Annotated in this window: 12 protein-coding genes and 1 pseudogene; 6 read left to right on the forward strand and 7 right to left on the reverse strand. The window is 65.4% G+C overall.

Going from position 1 to position 18,974, the window contains the following annotated elements; translation table 11 throughout:
* Positions 1 to 236 precede the first annotated feature (236 nt).
* Together ABD255_RS00895 and ABD255_RS00900 are read right to left on the reverse strand one after the other, a co-directional pair.
* On the reverse strand, positions 237 to 4,112 hold the full coding sequence (locus ABD255_RS00895; protein WP_344208658.1) for an RICIN domain-containing protein: 3,876 nt from the start codon (positions 4,110 to 4,112) through the stop codon (positions 237 to 239).
* A gap of 86 nt (positions 4,113 to 4,198) precedes the next feature.
* Positions 4,199 to 10,417: an RHS repeat domain-containing protein gene (locus ABD255_RS00900; protein ID WP_344208660.1), complete on the reverse strand. Its 6,219-nt coding sequence runs from the start codon at positions 10,415 to 10,417 to the stop codon at positions 4,199 to 4,201.
* A 114-nt stretch (positions 10,418 to 10,531) separates the two neighbouring features.
* Here ABD255_RS00900 and ABD255_RS00905 point away from each other — a divergent pair, with 114 nt between their 5' ends.
* The 4 genes and pseudogenes from ABD255_RS00905 to ABD255_RS43595 all read left to right on the forward strand — a co-directional run.
* On the forward strand, positions 10,532 to 10,903 hold the full coding sequence (locus tag ABD255_RS00905) for an LLM class oxidoreductase (protein ID WP_344208663.1): 372 nt from the start codon (positions 10,532 to 10,534) through the stop codon (positions 10,901 to 10,903).
* Positions 10,904 to 11,023: 120 nt separating this feature from the next.
* Positions 11,024 to 11,629 carry a macro domain-containing protein gene (locus ABD255_RS00910; RefSeq protein ID WP_344208664.1) on the forward strand — a complete coding sequence of 202 codons (606 nt, stop codon included), beginning with the start codon at positions 11,024 to 11,026 and terminating at the stop codon, positions 11,627 to 11,629.
* Positions 11,630 to 11,638: 9 nt separating this feature from the next.
* Positions 11,639 to 11,779, forward strand: coding sequence for a phosphotransferase-like protein (locus ABD255_RS00915; protein WP_344208666.1), 141 nt, complete (start codon positions 11,639 to 11,641; stop codon positions 11,777 to 11,779).
* Positions 11,780 to 11,979: 200 nt separating this feature from the next.
* Positions 11,980 to 12,207: pseudogene (locus ABD255_RS43595) on the forward strand (phosphotransferase-like protein); the annotation flags it as partial.
* Positions 12,208 to 13,320: 1,113 nt separating this feature from the next.
* Here ABD255_RS43595 and ABD255_RS00920 read toward each other — a convergent pair.
* Entirely contained in the window at positions 13,321 to 13,782 is a 462-nt protein-coding gene (locus ABD255_RS00920; protein WP_344208668.1) for an Rrf2 family transcriptional regulator, read from the reverse strand.
* A 76-nt stretch (positions 13,783 to 13,858) separates the two neighbouring features.
* Positions 13,859 to 15,013 carry an MFS transporter gene (locus ABD255_RS00925; RefSeq protein WP_344208670.1) on the reverse strand — a complete coding sequence of 385 codons (1,155 nt, stop codon included), beginning with the start codon at positions 15,011 to 15,013 and terminating at the stop codon, positions 13,859 to 13,861.
* 194 nt (positions 15,014 to 15,207) lie between these two features.
* Here ABD255_RS00925 and ABD255_RS00930 point away from each other — a divergent pair, with 194 nt between their 5' ends.
* Entirely contained in the window at positions 15,208 to 15,801 is a 594-nt protein-coding gene (locus ABD255_RS00930; protein WP_344208672.1) for a TetR/AcrR family transcriptional regulator, read from the forward strand.
* Between the two features lie 1,055 nt (positions 15,802 to 16,856).
* On the opposite strand, the gene ABD255_RS00935 is transcribed toward ABD255_RS00930, so the two are convergent.
* Positions 16,857 to 17,228: a nuclear transport factor 2 family protein gene (locus ABD255_RS00935; RefSeq protein WP_344208674.1), complete on the reverse strand. Its 372-nt coding sequence runs from the start codon at positions 17,226 to 17,228 to the stop codon at positions 16,857 to 16,859.
* Between the two features lie 134 nt (positions 17,229 to 17,362).
* Between ABD255_RS00935 and ABD255_RS00940 the strand changes: the two genes are divergently transcribed.
* Positions 17,363 to 17,953, forward strand: a complete 591-nt coding sequence (locus tag ABD255_RS00940) for a TetR/AcrR family transcriptional regulator (RefSeq protein ID WP_344208676.1) — start codon at positions 17,363 to 17,365, stop codon at positions 17,951 to 17,953.
* A 383-nt stretch (positions 17,954 to 18,336) separates the two neighbouring features.
* Here the strand turns inward: ABD255_RS00940 and ABD255_RS00945 are convergent, their stop codons facing one another.
* Positions 18,337 to 18,663 carry a DMT family transporter gene (locus ABD255_RS00945; protein WP_344208677.1) on the reverse strand — a complete coding sequence of 109 codons (327 nt, stop codon included), beginning with the start codon at positions 18,661 to 18,663 and terminating at the stop codon, positions 18,337 to 18,339.
* A 52-nt stretch (positions 18,664 to 18,715) separates the two neighbouring features.
* On the reverse strand, positions 18,716 to 18,974 hold a 259-nt coding region (locus tag ABD255_RS00950), incomplete at its 5' end, for an SDR family oxidoreductase (protein WP_344208679.1).

Here is an 18,974-nt window from a genome sequence, read left to right on the forward strand (position 1 = left end):
TGGCCGGCCCAACCAGTTTGCCGGCCTAGTGGATGACCAGGATGCCGCAGCTGTCGCAGCGTTTGCGGCGCAGGTGCCGACGACATCGAATCCATACGGCGACTGACCGATGCGACCGCCGGACCCGCTCCAAACCACGGACAGGAGCCAGACGATCTCTAGACGAGAGGGGTGACACCAAGGTGTACGACGGATTGAGCCGGTACGGTTGTTCGGTCGTACCGGCTCAGATCCCGTCAGGGTTGGTCGATCCAGTAGCGCTGGCAATAGCCGTTCCAGTAGTGCCAGGTGATCAGCCTCGCATCCGGATTCGGGTTGCAGTCGGCCACATCCAGGGCATTGCCGTTGGCCTCCTGGGTGATGGACCAGCTTCCGTCGTACGCCGGCTCGACGCGCCAACGCTGGCATGGGGTGTCGGTCTCCGGCATCGTCACGACCTGCTGTCCGACAGCGTTCGTGCAGCCGAGGACGTCGACCGCCTGCGCCGTGCTGGGCTCGATGATTTTGTAGACGTCGTCACCGAGCGGCCGGAACTCCCATCGTTGGCAGGGGCTCTCGGGGATCCAGTTCCACATGCGAAGGTCGGCATCCGGCCCGCAGTCCACCACGTCGAGTGACTGTCCACCATAGACGGCACGGACTCGGTACCTCCCGTCCGGCTGGGACGAGTTGAAGCCGGCTCGCAGGATCCATTGCTGACTCGCCTCGGCGGTGCAGGTTCGCTGAACGATGGTGACGTCGCTGGCCATACTGCCTTGGGAAGGAGACGCGCATTTGCCGCTGTGCGCGAATCTGAGCCGGACGACAGTGTCGTAGCTGCTGCCCTCCAGGTACTCGATCCGCAGCTGCTGATTCGCCGTTCCCATGCATGGCCATTGCAGGACGGTCACCTCGTCGCCGAGCAGCATGTCGTTGACATCGAGGCACCGCGGTCGAATGTCGCTGTGGTTACCTTTGTAGTGAGCGGTGTGGATCTCGTACTGGTCGGTGCCGGCGATCTGCTTGATCCGAAATCTCTGGTTGAGTCCACCATGGCACGGGTGCTGGACCAGCCGCTCGGCATCCGTCTGGCTGCCCAACCAGACATCCAGGCACTGGCTGCTGTGCCGGGCGACCAGTTCGTAGGTCCGGCTCTCGATGTCGAAGCTCGGACCGGTACTGGCGCCGACGCGCGGTTCCTTCCACCCGCTCGTCGCCGGACCGAACGAGGTGCCGGTCGAGGTGAGCGTGAAGACCTCCCGGCCGCCGCCGACCATCGAGTAGAAGAGACCGACGTCCTCCTTGCCGTCTCCGCTGAAATCACCGGTGGACAGCGCGGTCCGCGCCGGGTCGAACATGGTGGCGTCGCGCCACCACTCGGACAGGGTCAGCGCGCTGCCCGTCGACCGGAACACCTTGAGCGAGGCGTCCGTGCTGCTGTTCTCGTAGAGCGTGACGATGTCATCCCTGCCGTCACCATCCACGTCCGCGACCTGCGGCTTGCTGCGCTCCCAGCAGTAGGCGCCCGCACCGCTGTCGTGCAGGACGACCGGGGTGGCGACGAACGCCGTACCGGTGGACTTGAAGTACCTGGTGACCGTCTGGCAGCCGCCGAGGTTCTGCATGTCGACCAGGTCGGCTTGCTTGTCGCCGTCGACGTCGGCGAGTAGTGGAGCACTGCCGGACCATGGAGCAGAAGTCTGCAGCCATTCGACCGGATTGTTGAGCGCCGGGCCGAGGAAGATAATTGTCCGCCAACCCGAGCTGGCGCCCTTCAACTGCGCGACGACGTCGGACTTGCCGTCGCCGTTGACGTCACCAGCGATGATCCGGGCCGCACTGAGCGGCCAGCCGCTCGCTCCGCTGTGCCAGACCGGCTCGGATTCGAAGTTGTAGCGCTCGCTGTCCGACAGGCCGCGGTACATACCGATCCGACGGCCGGCTTCCTCCCGGATCAGTACGGCGTCAGTCCGGCCGTCCCCGTCGAAGTCGCCGCGGACCGGTCGGGTCCGGTACATGGCGAAACCGCCACTGGCACCGCTGTCCCAGGCGAGCTGGCCGGTGTGCAGACCACCGCCGACCTTGGAGACGACGTTCCAGATGGCGGTCCGGCCATCGCCCTGGTCCAGCACCGTGGACAGGTCGGCGCGGCCGTCACCGTTGACGTCGCCCCGGCGCTGGGCGGGCAGCTGGGTCAGTTTGGTGGCGCTCAGCTGCCAGACACTCGTCTGGTCGCTGATGTTATTTGCACTGTCGACCGCCTTCACATAAAGCATCTTCGCCGGAAGGTAGCCGGCGGCGGTCTGCCAGACGGTGAGCGGGATCTTCACCGTCCCATCGGACCCGGCCTTGATCCGGCTGGTGATCCGCTCCGGCTTGAAGCCATAGAGGTACTCGGCCACGTCGGTGTCGCCGACCGCCGGCCGCAACGTGACGGTACCGACGGTCCGGGCTGGGATCTGCGCTTCCCCGTCCGGAAAGTCGATGGACTCCAGTACTGCCTGCTGCGGCTTCTTGGCATCGACTCTGAAGTAGCAACGCGGCGACGCGGACCCGAAATCGATCCCGTCGTCCGCGACATTGTCATTGCTTCGGGCCACATAGTAGTACGTCTGCCCGTGAGCGAACTCCTCACGAGGGATCGAAGGCCAGGCGAACGCCGACCCCGAGGTTGTCGTGGCCGAGTCGATTTCGTATTCCAGCGCGCCGTCGGACGCGCGGTGGATCGACAGCCGGGTGATCAGGTTGTCGCCGTCCTTGTCGGAGGAGACCGCACTGAAGGAGTAGCCGGACAGCGGCCAGCTGACGTCGGTCGGCGCGCTCGCCGTGCCACAGGGCCGGGCGTGGCTGAAGTTCACCCGCTGCGGAGCGTACGGCGCGTTGTTGTACGTCACCACGATCTTCGCGGTGTGCCCGTGGAACCTCTTCCATTGCGAGGTGTCTGTCTCGTTCGGCGCCTTGAGACCGAACGTGATGGTTCCGCCCCGGCTGTCAGCGATGGTCTGGAACGACGCATTGAGCCCGGCACCCTCCCAGCCCATCAGCATGTCCGGCTGACCGCCGTCGGTCCGGGCGTTGCCGCTGGCCGTGGCTACGTGCGCGCGCCAGTGTCCGGCCGTGCTGTTCCAGGTCACGGCCTGGTTCCGGTCGAGGCTGTGCGTCCACCACAGCTCGGTCGGCGTCGGTGATCCCGACGAGCTGTGGTCGAGCCAGATCTCGAACCGGCTGTTGATCACCCGGGCGCCGCCGAGGTCGCCGGTGCCGAACTGGAAGAACGATCGGTAGGTGATCACGTTGTCGTACGACCGTCCGACCTTGGCGCCCTCGCCACGGTCGTAGTCCCAATAGGACTGGTTCTCGTACTCCTTGCTGACGTGGGTCCACAGATAGTTGTTCACCGACCACGACGGATCGATGTAGACCGGATAACGAGCGGTTGGTGCGGTCAGCAACTTCTGATCCGGCTCGATGACGAGGTCCTGCGCGGACTTGGTGGTCGGAATGTCCGCGTGCTTGGGCCTCGTCTCTTGTTGCGGTCCGTCGGTGGCGCTGTCCCACATCACAGCCCTTCCGGCCGCGAACAACGCCTTGCCGGCCGAGTCGGCGGCAACCGTCGTTCCGTCCGGCTTCGTGGTCACCTGAAGCCCTGTACCGCTGATCGGGAAGCGCAACCGCTTGAGTGCTGGGTTCTTAGCCGCCTCGCGCTGCTTCACGATGAGAACGTGCTGGAAGCCAGTTGCCTCAACTCGGATCCTCAGATCCACGCCAGGCAGGACGTTCGGGTACGTCGCGGTGTCGCCGGCCAGTACCGGTCTGGGCAATCGGCCACGCCAGCCCATCCGAACCTGCTTCTTGTCCTTGCCCAACGCAACGAGGTTGCCGTCACCACCACCGGACAACCGCAGGTCCGTGACGATCTGCGCGGGCCGCACCGACCCGTCCGGCTGGAACGCCAGCTTGGTGTCGATGGGCGCCCAGCCCGAGCCCTTTCGGGCCCGAACCGGAGAGACGAACTGCTCCATCGTGTGCACACCGGACGGCTCCCGGAACACCTGGGTCGTCTCCGACCGCAGATGCTCCAGTTCAACCCGCTGTGCCGGCTGCGGCGCCCCCGGAGCCGGTACAGCGGACATCGCCACACCCTCACCAGCCGGCACGACCATCGGCACCAGCAATGCGCTCGCGGCCAGGGCCGTCAACCCTCGCCGTGCTCCCCGGCTCAACATGCGCCGATGTCGCAGACCGAGCGGCCGTCGGACAGGCCGAGGGTCAGCGGCATTCCCGGCGACCTCTGCCAACTGTTGCTCGGCTTCGACCAGAGATAGTCACCGACGTCCGCGGCCCTCCCGACAAGCCAGGCGAATTTCTCCGCCTGAAGGTTGGCGGCCGCCTGTCCGCCCAGCGGGCCGTTCATGCGATTCCAGATTCCGGAGGTAACAAGCCCTCCCACTGCTGCGACGGCTGCGGCCACAGCGCAGCCCGCACCGCCAGTTAGGAGGCACGCGACGCCGCCAAAGACGCCAGCGCCAACGCCGGTCGTCAGCATCTTTCCGAGTGAATCGTCCTCCGGATCGAGTGAGCACACTGGGCAGGTGCTGTCGGTGCTCTTCTTCTTGGTCTGGTCCGCGTTCTGCGAGCGGTTCGCCGCCTCGGCGATCTGCGCCTCTTTGGCGCGTTCGCCGATTCGTTTGGCGATGTCGGCTAGTTTGTCGCTGGATCTCTCCAGAGTGTTGACCGTGGTGTCCGCCTGGTTGGCTGTCGTCAGCGCCTGGTTCATCTCGTAGGCATCGTCGCCGGCGAGTTGGACGAAGCGTTTGGTGACAATCCGGATCACTTCCTTGGTGTGGTATCTGATTGTCTTGACGACTTCCTTGAAGATCGTCACTTGACGGGCTACCTCGGCGGTTATCTTCTGCGTCAGCTCGTGGAAGCCGAACGCTGCGGCTAGCTTGGCGACGAAGGCATAGATCACGATCTTGACGTAGACCGTGATGACTTCCTTATGCAGCTCCTTGATTCGCTTGACGTGCTGGCGCACGATAGTTTTCAGCTCGGTGACCGTCTCTATCCTGTAGCGCTTACCGTCGGCATCGACGAAGCTCACTGGACTGTTGTTCGCGTAGGCGTAGCCGTTGAGCTGCTGGGGATCGTTCGCATCAACCACCGGATCGACCGAGATGAATCGCCCGGTGGTCGGGTCGTACTCTCGAGCGCCCAGATGGATCAGCCCGGTGGAGGCGTCCTTGATGCCGCCGACGAAGTCCTTCTGACTCGGCCAGGCGGCCGGCACCGCTCCACGGCTCTCACCGAACGGTGTGATCCGGCGCCGCTGGAAGGCCTGTGACTCGGCGTCGACCAGCAGCGTGGCAGAGCCGTGGTGGTCGGACCCGAGCCAGGTCAGCTTGCCGCCGCTCCGTACCCCGATGACCTGCTTCCCGAAGGTGTAGTGTCGGGTGCCGACCTGGGTTCCGTCTGGTTTCAGCAGGACCTCGGTGGCGCCAAGGTACAGCGTCGTGCCGGTGTGGTCCTTGCGCATCAGCCGGTTGCCGTCGGCATCGTAGATGTACTCGGTCTTCTGGTCGCCCTTCGTGACGTTGGTCAGCCTGCCTTCGGCATCCCAATCGAAAGTCTCTCCGACTCCGGCGACAGTCCTGCTGGTCTGGTTGCCGTTGGCGTCGTACCCGTACTGGCTGACATTGGTGCCATTCGGCCCTGTGGTCGTAATCTTCTGCACCGCATGCGGTCTCGGCTGACCGGTTGTTGGGTACTCATATGTGCTAGTCGTGACACCGGCTGTGGTCACGCGGGTCTCCGACGCTCGGTTGCCGATCTTGTCGAACGTCCACGCGTGCCAGTACGGGGCCGGGCCGCCCAGTTGACTCGCGCTCGTCGGTTCTAGGTCGCAGTTGCCGTCGGCCGGTGTCCAGGCCTGGGTGAGCCGGCGCGGCTCGTCGTAGTTGAAGCACTGCGTGTCCTTCGGGTCGGTGCTGCCGGACGCGGGAGAGTCGACGATCTTGGTGACGTTGCCGGCGTGGTCGTAGCTGTAGGTCTGGTCAAAGACACGCTGCGGACCGGTGGTCTCCCGCTGGCTGATCGCCCGAGTCAAGCGGCGGGTGGCTTCGTCGTAGATATAGGAGTGCCGCAGCCACTTACCGTCGGTCGGTTGCACCTCGAGCGTGGTGAGGTCGCCGAACGAGTTGAACTCCGACGCTGTGACGTAGGTGCTGAGTTCACTGGAGAGTCCGGTCGGAAGGTCGTTCGTGTCGTAGCTGGTGGTCAGAGTCTCCTCGGGCAAGCCACCGACCTCCGGCATCGTCGTTGTCTCCGGCAGGCCGGTCGTGGTGTAGGTGTTCTTGACCGTGTATGTCTTCGCCAATGCGCCTTCGGCTGCGGGGATGGTGACCGAGGTCCCGGTCGGATGACCGCTCGCGTCGTAGCCGGTCACCTCAGTCTTGTAGGCCGCACCGTCGATATATCGCGTTGCCGAGCTGGCCGAGCCCTTCACCAGGCTGTCGTAGGTCCGCTCCAGCCGCAGTGCACCGCCCTCGGTGCCCTCACGGACCGTCGTCGGGCGGCCGATCACATCGTAGGCGTAGAAGAGCTTGGTGCCCCTGGCGTCGGTGCTCGAGGTCACTTGGTCAAGCTGGTTGTAGGTGTAGGTGGAGGTACCGCGGTCCGGCTCCTCAACCTTGATCCGGCGCCCATGGAGGTCGTACGTGTAGCGCCAGACGTTATTGGCCGGGTCGGTGACCGTGGCCAACTGACCCGCCTTGGTGTAGGTGTAGCTCGTCTTATGGAAGTCCGTGCCCGGGTCCGGGGTGTCGTACGTCCACAGCTCGGTCTGGCGGCCCTGGGCGTCGGTGATCTTAGTTGTCGCCTGCTCGCCCTCCGGCGGGTTGACCGTCTGCCTGTCCGGCCCGTAGGTGTGGGTGGTGTACCACACCTCACGGTCCATCGACCAGAAGGCCTCCTTCGTCGGCCTTTCGATGCCGTCGTACGACGTTACCCTTCGAGCAGTCAGGCCCGCCTCGTCCGGATTGAAGACCACGTCGCCGGGGGGAGCGTCGTTGTAGTAAGGGCGGTTCTCGATCACCGCCAGCCCGCGGGAGTCGTACTCGACGTCGGTGATCACCCGTCCGATGCCGTCGGCGGCCGGCCTCTGGATCTGCCGCTTGCGCTGCAGCCCATCGAGCAACTCGTAGCTGGTCTCGACGGTGCCGTCCGCCTGGAGTTTCTTCGTCTGTACGACGCTTGCCTTGTCGACGCCACCGAAGTAGGCGTGCTCAACGTTGGGCGTCTGCGACTCCGCATGACCGGGCAACCAGACCTTCGCGATCCGGCCGAGGGCGTCCCGCTCGGAGACGGTACGGCGTCCTCCGACATCGGTGATCGTGATGGCCTGTCCCCAGGCCGGGTCGAGCTCGGTGCTCGAGACATGCCCGTTCGCCAGCGTCACCGAGGTCACGGTCACCGGACCATCCAGCGGGACGTAGCCGTACGTCGTGGCCTGGCCCTTGGAATCGGTCTCTGTCTGCTTGCGGCCGTGGTCGTCGTACGAGAAGGTCTTGACGGTCTCGTACGTCGGTTCCCCTGCGCTGGTGAACCCGGACAACCGCCAGGCCGCCGTGGGTTTGGCGCTCGCAGGCGTTGCGCCACCGGCGTAGTCCACCTTCTCATCGGTGATGACGTCGCCATTGGTCCATGGTTGGTCACAAGCCTTGGCGACGGTCTGTGTCCGAGTCGGGAGCTCGGTGATGCCCAAGGCCGCGTTGCCGACGTACTCATACCGGGTGCACGTGTCGTCCGAGGTAGTGGCAAGGTCGTTGGCGTTGGTGGCCTCGGTGAGCACGCCTGCCGGGGTGTACTCGTTCTTGGCCGAGGTCTCGCGGAAGCCGCCGCCCGGCTTGGCCTCCCATTGCCGGACGGACTTCTGCTCGAGCTTGAAGGCCTGGGTGGCGCCCCAGTCGCGAACCCGGGTCGAGGTCGCGGAGGACAGCCACGGCTCGGTGATGGTGCGTTCGACGACTCCGCCGTTCACCAGTTTGCTGCGCTCACGCTCCTGGCCGGCGAAGGCGTTCAGGTCCTTGACCTTCACCCCCGTGGAGTCCTCTAGCTCGCGCTCCTTGAATCCATTGGACGCCAGCTTGTCGCCGTCCATGCCCTGGAAGTAGCGGTGTTCGGTGACCGACTGCGGGCCGGACGGGTTGCCCTTGGTCACGGTCACCCGGTCGTACCCGCGCCACTGGGACCACGTCTTGCGGCCGATCTCGACCAGGCCGTCCTCGTCGTCGTGCCGCCAGGCCGGCGCCCCGGGATAGTCGATCGTCGTCAACACCGGTTGCATGCCGCTGATGCGGTCGGACTCGGTGACCGAGGTGACGACGTACTTGTGGAACCAGTCCTCGTGCTCATCGACAGCACCTGGCCGCGTCCACTTCGCCGGGTGGCAGCGGCGGTTGTTCAGGTCGGCCGGTGGGACGTTGCCGGGCAGGCTGCAGTCCTTGCCCGAGTACGTGATCGCGAGCTCGCCGCCGGTCCCGTAGTGGATCGCGCTGATCCGGAACCAGTCCAGCAAGGACTGGCCGCTGCTGTCGTCGACCCGGTTGTTGAGCTGGATCTTGTCGAAATTGACTTCGGGGGTGGTCAGGGCGCCGTCGCCGACCTGACCGGTGTGGGAGATTGCCTCCAGCCACAAGCGGGGCCCGGTGTTGTCGCCTGGGTTGGGGAAGCTGTGGCGCAGCGTCCATGTGTCAACGGCGTCGAACCCGGTCTCCGGTCGCCAGACCTCGGTGCGGACCTTGGTGAGTTTCTTCTTGGTCCAGAAGCTGGGGTTGAACTTAGTGCACGAGGTGGTGCTGGTGCACTCCAGATCGAGCGGGGTGTCGAAGTAGTCGGCTGGTGCGCAGTTGACGCCGGTCGCGCAGCGCTCGGTGGTGTCGAAGTGTGCCCGCGCGACCGGCTGCTCGGTGAACACCGCACCAGCGGTCTGGCCGTAGTCGATCCGCTTGATGCGGCCGGCCCGGTCGTAGCTGCTGACCATCGTCTCAGTGCCGTTGCGGGCATAGTTGTTCTTCTCGGTCTCGTAGAACAGCGACATCGTGTTGCCGTGCGGATCGACGACGTAGTCGAGGTTCCAGCGGTAGGCCTGCTGACAGAACGAGTTGGCGAACGCGGTCTGGTGGCACGGCTCGTTGGCGTGATTGCCGGCCACCGGCACAGTCCAGGTCGAGTTGGTGTCCTGGGCGCTTGGGCTCGGGATCTTGTTCAGCCCGAAGTAGAATTTGGTGCCGTCCTTGGTGGTGATGACCCAGTACTCCCCCGTCTCAGCCGCCGTACCACCCTGGTCACCGTTGATGGCACCGGAGAGGCGCTCGACCTTGGTGCCGTCGTCCGCCTTCGGCCGCCACTGTTTGGTGGCGTCGTCACGGACGAGCTCGCCGCCCTTGCCGTTGAGGGTGAAGGTCGCGTTATCCGTCGCGAAGCAGAGGTCGCCGACCGGCTTGGTCCCGTTGTTGCCGGACTGCTCGGACTTGGAGGAGCAGGACGCATAACGGCGTTCGATCGCCCCGCCCGGCGACAACTCGAACCCTTCACCGACCCATGACGTCTGGTTGTTGGTACCCGACGTACGGCCGTCGACGCTGCCCGACGAATAGCCCAAGGTGATCTGTGGGGTCGGACCACCGGTGCCGGGCGGTGTGCGCATCGGGTACTGCCAGTTGAAGTCACCCGACGATCCACCCACCGACCACGAGGCGGAGGGGGACAGCTGCGTGGAGTTGAAGTCGCCTGCGGTTCCGCTCCCGGCCGCCTCCATCATGAACAGTCCGTTGGCCGGTACGTCGGCGCTGAGCTTGCCCGACCCCGTGTTGCGGGTCGGGATCGGCCGACCGATGCAGGCGGCACTCGCGGTGCAGGCGGGAACCTGAACCAACCGAAGGCGGGTCGCCCAGTCGCCGCCGTACGCGTGCCGGAAGGCCTGGTAGTCCAACTCCAATGACACCTTGCCTGAAGCCTTGTCGGCACTGGTGAGTTTCACGAGCAGCGAGGCCCCACGCCGGCCGAGCATCTCCACCTTGACCTTGCTCGGCGCCGTGCCGTCAGCGGTCGGCCCGACGGCGAGCGGAAGTGTCCCCACAGCCTTCTTCGGCAGTACGCCAGACAGCCTCGCGGACCACGTGGTCTCCGGCAGGACGACCTCAGCTGTCCCAGCCGCGGGCCAGACCACGGCTGGCGTCTTCACGACGTCGACGTCGAGATCCGGCTTGCGCGGAACTACCTTGTAGTTCGAACCCCGCACCGACTTCACCTTGGTTGACTTGACCAGCGGCTCGTCTTCGGCAGCCGCGGGCATGGCGCCCGCCGGAACATTCAACCCGGTGACCAGCGTCAGCCCGACCACCACGGCCAAGGCACCACGAACCCCACGTTTCGACATCAGGACCTCCCAGTCTTAGGCGAGATCACCATGCGAGAGCACAAGGACTTCCCACAAACATTTCGATCACGGGGCGTACCGTTACTCGCCGACCTTCGACACTGATCGAAGGGCTTGAGTCGTTCGATCTCTGGGCCCCTGGCTCAACCACCACCGCTCCTCATCGGCGGCCGCTCGACCCGCACCCTCCGCGTCGCCGCCGAACACGCCGACCTGTGGAACATCCCCGGCGACAACGCCCTGCCCGACGCCGTCGAACGCAGCCTGATGCTGAACCGCTACTGCACCGAGATCGGCCGAGGGCCGAGAACCATCACGCGCTCAATCGCCCTCTCCGTGTCGTACGACGATCCGGAGCTGACCCGCACCGCAGCCGGCGCCGCCATCCAGGCCGGCTTCACCCACATAGCCCTGATCCTCCCCACACCCTGGCCTCCTCAGGTCGTCCATCGCCTGGCCGACACGATCCGCCCGCTGCTCACCTGACGGGCTTGGCCAGACAGCTCGTCTCAGCCGGCGGTCCTGCCGGTGGCGGTCTGCACGACGTACGGATCGGGCCGCCAAGGCAGCGTGGCGATCTCGGGCAAGGTGTCGTAGCGTCGTCGCATGGTCTCCACTCGCCGGGTGACGCTGCCCTACCTCCTCCTCGTCAACCTCGACGCCGACCTCATCTCAGCTTGGCGTCGGGTCTTCGCCGGAGAGATCGCCGAGGGCGCGATCGAAGTACGCCAAGGATCGTTGCTGGACGTGCTGCCGGAAGTCGACGCCGTACTGACGGCCGGGAACAGCTACGGCCAGATGGACGGCGGCGTCGACCGAGCACTCGCCGGGCACTGGCCCGGCGTCCAACGATCGGTCTGGGCGGCGGTGGCCGACGAGTACCACGGGTACCAGCCGGTCGGCACGGCGAGCGTGGTTCCCACTGGAGACGAGCACTGCCAGTGGCTCGTGTACGCACCGACGATGCGGGTGCCGATGGCGTTGTCGGGCGGGTTGGACATCGCCGTACACGACGCCTTCTGGGCCGCTCTGTTGGCCGTCGGCCGTCACCCGGCGAATCTCACGAGGGTTGCCTCACCGGGTTTCGGTACGGGCTACGGCCGCGTGTCACCCGCCCGGGCCGCACAGCTCATGGCCGCCGCCTACACCATGTGGGGCCTGCCGGCCACCACGCGCATCTCCCAACGCGAGGAACTGCTCCACGTGCACTAGGGTCACGCGATGACTCCTTCGGTCATCTTCCTCAACGGCCCGTCATCCGCCGGCAAGACAACGCTGGGCAAGGCGCTCCAGGACACCTTGGACGAGCCGTACTTGTTGATGGGCCTGGACACGTGCTTCGCGATGGTCCCCGCGCAGTGATCCGGCGGTCCGATGGGGACTCATCGCGCGCAGGGCGGTCGGGCTGCGCATGCTGAAGGGGTTCCACCGGGCCGTGCGCGAATTCGTTGCGGCGGGCAACGCTGTCATCGTCGACGAGATGATGCTGAGCCCCGACGTATGCGACCACTGGGATCACCACTCTCGCGGATCTCGACGTCACGTGACTCGGCGTCCGCTGCGACCTGGCCGAACTCGAACGCCGAGAGACCACCCGCAAGGGCCGCGCCGGGCTGGCTCGCTGGTCCGCGAAGCGCGTCCACGAAGGCATGTCCTACGACGTTCGCGTCAGTACACAACGCTCGAGCTGCGCAGCGCCACATACGAGCTGCTGGATCAGCTCGCCGACCTCGTCTGCGCGGGCAAGACTCATGTCGAGCCTCCGCACTACGTTCCTCCCCTTGCCCTGAAGGCATGGCATACCTGTGACGCAAGAAGACGGAACCACCGCTCGCGGCCGAGCTGCCGAGCTGCCGAGCTGCCGAGCTGCCGAGCTGCCGAGCTGCCGACAACGAATACCGAGTTCCGCCCCGTGAGCATCGCCGACGGGCTCGTGTCTCGCCCCGCGTCCGCGCACACGGCGACGGTGCACGCGTTCCTCGAACACCTGCGATCGCAGGGCCTGGAGGACGTGGGTCCCGAGCGTTGTCGAACGACGGTACGACGGAGACCCTGCGCCTCATCGAAGGCGACGCCGGCGGGGACGCCTGGCAACACCAGCACAACCTTGAGGGCCTCGAGTCGGCCGCAAGACTGCTCCGCCGGATCCACGACGCCTCCCGCACCTGGGAACCACCGGCCGACCCAGTAATTCGGACACCCGGTCCTCGCGGCCCCACCGCAGCCCGGCCAGGTCTTCTGCCACGGTGGCCCAGGCCCCGTGAACTTCGTCTAGCGAGACGGCCAAGCCATCGGCCTGTTCGAGTGGGACTACCTCCCCCCGAGATCCCGTCGACGACATCGCCTACACACTCTTCTGGTTCGCGCTAACCCGAGCCGACGACCACTGCTGGCACTCGAAGCGAGCTGTTCACCATCTACCGTTATCACGTGGTGTTTCCCCAACAGAGCACTGCCGATGCTGGAGCGGAGAAGGCCCACGGCGCGCAAGCGATCGTCGAGCAGGTCATCGCCGAAACCGGAACATCACCTGCAGACCCAACCGGCCGGCCCGGTCCCGCAAACACGCCCATCCACCGTCAGAGACCAAGCCGCATCGCACGAATCGTCACTGGCCGGCTCACGGTGGATCCGGGCCAAGGCCGCTCTCCCGCGCCCGTGGGACGATGACGGGATCCGGCTCGACCTCCTGGCGAATCCTCGATGACCGGCTGCTCTACTCCTGCCATCGTTCACAACTCTACCGGAGCCATCGCCTATCCCCCGCCTCACTGATCAGGCCTTGCACGCCTTGCAGGGCAGGTGCGCCGCTGGCGTGTTTTACGGTCACGGATAGGGTTCCGGGCCGGGGTTACCTGCTGAGAGCCGTCGGCAGGAATGGCACATCACAAGGATCATGCCCACTAGAAGTCCCGTCCGCCCGATCCCGCTTTGTCGTTGGCAAGGATCTCCTCAAGCACGTCAGCAATCGTCGTGGCTCGCAACTGCTGCGCCATCACGTCCCGCACTCCGTCGTAAACTGACTCCAGGACCGGCCGTATCCCCCCTCCGACGGTGCATTCCGGATTGGGGTCATGAGCATGCAAGGCGAAGGGTCCGGTGTCGCCGAGAGCGTCGTACACATCGAACAGCGTGACTGCCTCGGCCAGTCGAGCCAGCGTCCAGCCAGCACCGGGGCCACGGCCGGTCACGCTAACAAGCCCTGCGTCCCGCAGATACCCGAGACTACGCCGCACCTGAACCGGATTGTTGGCCAGGCTTGCCGCGATCTCCGAAGAAGTCAGCGAGGGCCGACCCCGGCGCGCGGCAAGCTCCAGCCAGCACAGGGCATGCACGGCCATCGTCAACTGACTGTTCGCGCTCATACGGCTCCATTCACGAGTTCAGTCTCGGCTCCGAGAGGTTGGTGAGCAACCCTGCACAGCCCGGTCTGTAACAACCCTACTTGCACATATCCAGAGGACTCGCCGACGGACTCTTGACCGACGGCCGGGCGAATGTCGCGATGAGCGCGGCAAGCAGCAGCACGCCCGCCCCGGCCCATGACGCTGCAGCGGTGGCCGTGGTGTCGACCGTACGACCGCCGAGGAGCGCCCCGACTCCAATCGCGGCGTTCCAGATACAGACCCACAGCGCGGTTGCCGGTTCGGGAGAGTCGGGCGCCGCTGAGATCATCCAGGTCTGCATCGCGACCGACAGCCCCCCGAAGACGAGCCCCCACAGGACCAGCACCGCGACACCACGAAGCGGAGTCAGACCGAGGGTCGGCATCGCAACCAGCATCACCGTCATGCCACTGAGCACGCCGATCACGACCCCGCGCAGATGACGAGCCAGGAACGCTCCAGCGACGAAGTTGCCGATCATGCCGGCAACACCGAACGCGAGCAGCGCCGGCCCGACCAGGCGCTCCGGCATCCCGGAGACTTCCTGGAGAATGGGACTCACGAAGGTAAAGGCTGCGAAGTGACCTAGGACCGCCAACAGAGTGATCGCCAGGCCTGCAACAACGCCGCGATGGGCCAACTGCGAACCGAGCACTCGCAGACCAACCGCTTGGCCAGCAGCGAGGCGGGGCAACAGCGCGATGAGCGCGACCATGGCGATCAGAGCCAAGGCGCCCAACGCGGCGAAGGACAGTCGCCATCCGATCAGTTCGCCGAGCACAGTCGCGAGCGGTACCCCGAGGACGTTCGCGGCTGCAACTCCGCCGAAGATGACGGCAATAGCCCGGGGAACCGACTCCGGCGCAGCCAATCGGACCGCCAGGCTTCCAGCCACGGCCCAGAACCCACCGATCGCGATCCCCACCAGCACCCGCGACGCCATCAGCACACCGATGTTCGGCGCGATTGCCGTCACGGCGTTGGCCGCGGTCATCAGCACCATCAGGGCGATCAACAACGCCCGGCGGTCCAGTTTCCCCACGACCAGTGGTACGCCGATTGCAGCCACCGCAGCGACCACGCTGGGGACGGTAACGCTCAGCCCTGCGACTCCTTCCGTCACCCGTAGGTCGCTTGCCAATGCGGTCAAGAGGCCGATCGGCAACTGCTCGGCGGTGACGAGCACGAACGTCCCCAGCATCGCTGCCATGACCGCACCCCAACGAGTACGGCTTCTGCCCTGGTCCCTGCGCATACCGTCTGAGCCGACCTCGGTCGTCGTCACATTTCCTCCTTGATTCGGGATCGATCGTTCCCTAATCGGTGGACGGTACCATTGGGATCGATCGATCTACAATCGAGTTCGAGCCAACAGGCCGCTCGAGGACCAGCAGAGGAGTGCCCATGGCGAGGCCTCGAACCTTCGACACGGAGTCAGCCGTCGCTGCGTCAATCGACGTCTTCAGGCGCCGCGGCTACCGCGGGACGTCGATTCGCGACCTCAGCACTCACCTCGGGCTCAGCCTGAGCAGCATGTACCGCGCGTACGGCGACAAACACGGACTCTTCCTGCGGGCGCTTGACCACTATCGTCACACCGAGTCGACCCAGGGCTGCGAACTCTTCTTGGAGAGCGAAGCAACAGTCGATGGGCTGTGCCGGAGCCTGGCCGCGATGGTGCTCGCCGAGGAGGATCCCGACGACCCGGCCGGATGCTTTGCCATCAACACCGCTGCCGAGCTCGGTCGCACCGACGCGAGCGTGGTTGAGCGCACCGAGGCAGCCTTCGGGCTCACACGGGCCGGACTGCGCGATGTGGCTCAACGGCTCCACGAGAACGGCACCCTACGGCCGGACTGCGAGGTCGACGCGTTCGTCGACACGCTGTTCACCCTCATCCTCGGCTGGCGTTTACGCGTTCGCTCGGGTCACGACCCGGCCGCCATCAGGGCTTCGATCGTTGCTGCCGTCATCCCATGGTCAGCCCAAGCCACTTAGGATTCCCCGAGCCGTTTGTCAAGGTCCCAACCAGCGGACTCCGACCAAGGCCTAGCACCCTGCAGAACGCGCGGTCTCGGCATGGATTGCCATCGACACCGCCCTTGCCAGCTTCGACTACGCCACCGAATTGGTCGGCTACCGGCGGACGCTAGTCGTTCCAGCTGTGCCCGTCGCACTCGCCGGCGCTCCTCGGGCAGCCTTGGGGTTTCGCGTTGCCGAGGAGGGCCAATCCGTTCCCACGCGGGTTCGCGGCCGGGCGATCTGATCGTCGGGGTTGCGGCGGGAGGTACATGCGCCGCGGAGTGGATCTTCGACGGCCTGCAGGATGAGACCGACGCGTCCGCGATGTCATCAGGATGGTGCGGCGCAGGTTGCGACGGCATCGCGAGGTGCAGAAGAACAAGCGCTTCTTCGGTGCGGTCGTAAGCCGGTTCCTCGCCGATGTGTCAAGGCCAGTCGCAACCGCCCCGTGGCAGACGTGAAACCTGCGCCAACGGCCGCGACAACCGCACCACAGGCTGCGGCCACCCACCGGCCAGGGGCATCACCCCTGGCCGGCGAGTGCTTGGTGAGTCGGGACGCGATCCCGCTGGTTCGGCAGACGTGGGAGTGGCGCAGCAGTCATTCGACGGCGGCGGCGAGGGTCCTGGCATCACCTCGTCGAACCCATCTGGGTGCAGGTTCGAGCTGATCGCGGCCGACAACTTCTCACAGGCGGCGTCGACGAGCTGGTAGAACTCGTCGGCGACATAAGCCGCGACGGGCAGCAGGCCGATGTTCATGGACAACTGACCAGGTTGCCCTGCGTAGGGCACGGGCGATGGCGTTGGTGACAATGTCGCCAGCACGATGGCGACGCAGCAGGATGTCGAGGCTTCCGAGGTCAACCACGCGACTTGAGCCGTTTCTCGGCTGCCAGGCATCGAAGGTCTTCACAGCCGAGTAGCCCCGCGGCCGCACGCCGGATGGCGTGGATGCAGCGTTCCTGGCCAGCGGCATCCTCTCGGAGCAGCGCCTTCAGGACCTCAGCGGGCCGAGCGGTCTGGCTGTCGTCACGATGTCGCTCCTGCCATCGCAGCCTGGGCCTGCGGGTAGTCGTAGAAGGTGTCCTTGCGGGTGACGAGGCCTTCTGGGGAGACCTCGACGATGTCGATGCAGTGGAACTCCCTCGGATCGGAACCGTTGAGGGTGAAGTGCAGGGTCCAGTCCAGCAGCCAGTGCTCCGGCCCCAGAAGGAGTCGGCGGGCTTCGCCGTGGAAGTTGGGGTACAGCTCGAACACGCCGTGGAAAGCCTTTCGAAGGGCATCAATGCCTTCGATCACCGGGGTGCGTCCGTGCACCTGGAACGTGGACGTGTCCGAATGCAAGGCGAGGATCGCGTCGACGTCGCGCGAGTTCCAGGCATGCATGTAGGCATCGGCCACCGCGGCTATGGCGGGCGTGGCGGGTGTGTGAGTCACTTTGGTTCCACTTCTGGGTTGTTGGGCTGTCTCCAGACAGTGAAGCATACACATGTACGCATCTCTACAATCGTACGTATGTGACGTAAGATACGGCCATGACTAAGCCGGGAGACGAACGACGGACAGCGGTACTCCACACGGCGGTGCACGTCGCTTCAGTCGAGGGGCTTGAAGGGCTCACCCTCGGTCGCCTCGCCGTGGTCAGCGGAGTTCCGAAGAGTGCGCTTCAGGCGTTGTTCGGCACGAAGGAGAGACTCCAACTCGCCATCGTTGCCTACGCCGTCGAGGTGTTTCAGCGGGACGTTCTAGCCATGTCCGAGGACGAGCCCGACGGCCTCGCTCGACTAAGGGCCTTGCTGTCGGCGTGGATTGACTATCTCCTGACCTTCGACGGCGGATGCCTGTTCATAGCGAGCGCCAGCGAGCTCGACGGTCGTCCAGGGCCGGCTCGCGATGCCATCGTCAACGCAGTGGTCACGGGCGAAAAGCTGCTGCTCCGTCAAGCCAACCTGGCCATGCGGCTCGGGGAGCTACCACGGTCTGTCTCCCCAGAGCAAGTCGCCTTCGAGCTCCACGCCATGCTGCTCAAGGCCAACCACGATCGGCAACTGCTCGGTCGAGACGATGCCCTCGAGCGCGCCCGAGACGCCGTCGAGCGCATCCTGATGCCCACGCCGGACGCTTGAGTGATGGACGCTGATATGCGAGCACAAGGGCCGGGCGGCCGATGAGTGCACCTCGGGGATAACGGCATCCCCAGGCGCGGGTTGTTCATCTCGAGGTCGACGCGGCGGCCTCTGTTCCCTTGGCTAAGTTGACTCCGTAGCCGCGTCACGGTCCGGTGGCCGACTCGATGCGTCCGCTGAGAACGCGGTTCGACATTCCGGTGCTGGGCATCACGTCGGATCGCGGCGTAAAGCTCAGCTTGAGAGGGATCCATAGGCACAGCCATCGATACGGACAGGTTCAGTTCCGGATGTTCCGGGTGGTGTCCGCGAGTCCCGTCACCGATACAGATCAACTTCCACTCCCTCGGGCTCAGGCGGTCTGGGGACGCCGACGGATCACCTCACCCTTCTAGGAACCGGAGGCCGACCACACCGGTGACGATGAGCAGGATGCATAGCAGCCGCTGCAAACTGGCTGCCTCGCCGAGATAAATGATGCCGGCGAGGGTGACACCGACGGCACCGATGCCGACCCAGACTGCGTAGGCAGTGCCAACTGGCAGGTGGCGCAGGGCGAGGGCGAGCATGGCGAAACTGGCCAAGGACAGCGTGACCCCAATGACGCTGGGCCAGAGCCGGGTGAACCCGTCGGACTGCTTCAGGGCGGTCGCCCAAACAAGCTCCAGCAGCCCGGCGACAGCGAGCAGGATCCATGCCAGGCTAGTCATTGGAGATCCCAAGGTTGCGCGATCCAATTTCCGCAGTTGGGCGTTCGACAGGTCACGCGGCATATCCGCCGTCGACGCTGATCGCGGTGCCGGTGATGTAGCGCCCACCCTCCCCTGCTAGATGCGCGACGGTTGCCGCAATGTCCACAGCAGCACCGTACTCACCCAGGGCGATAAACGGCCGTTCCTGCTCGGCATCGGGTCCGTCAGCAGGGTTCATGTCGGTATCGGTGTTGCCCGGGTGCACCACAGTTGCGGTGATGCCCCGCTCCCCGAGATCACGTGCCAGGCCCTTGGTCAGCCCCAGCAAC

The sequence above is a fragment of the Kribbella sancticallisti genome (assembly GCF_039530625.1).
Classification (GTDB): Bacteria; Actinomycetota; Actinomycetes; order Propionibacteriales; family Kribbellaceae; genus Kribbella; species Kribbella sancticallisti.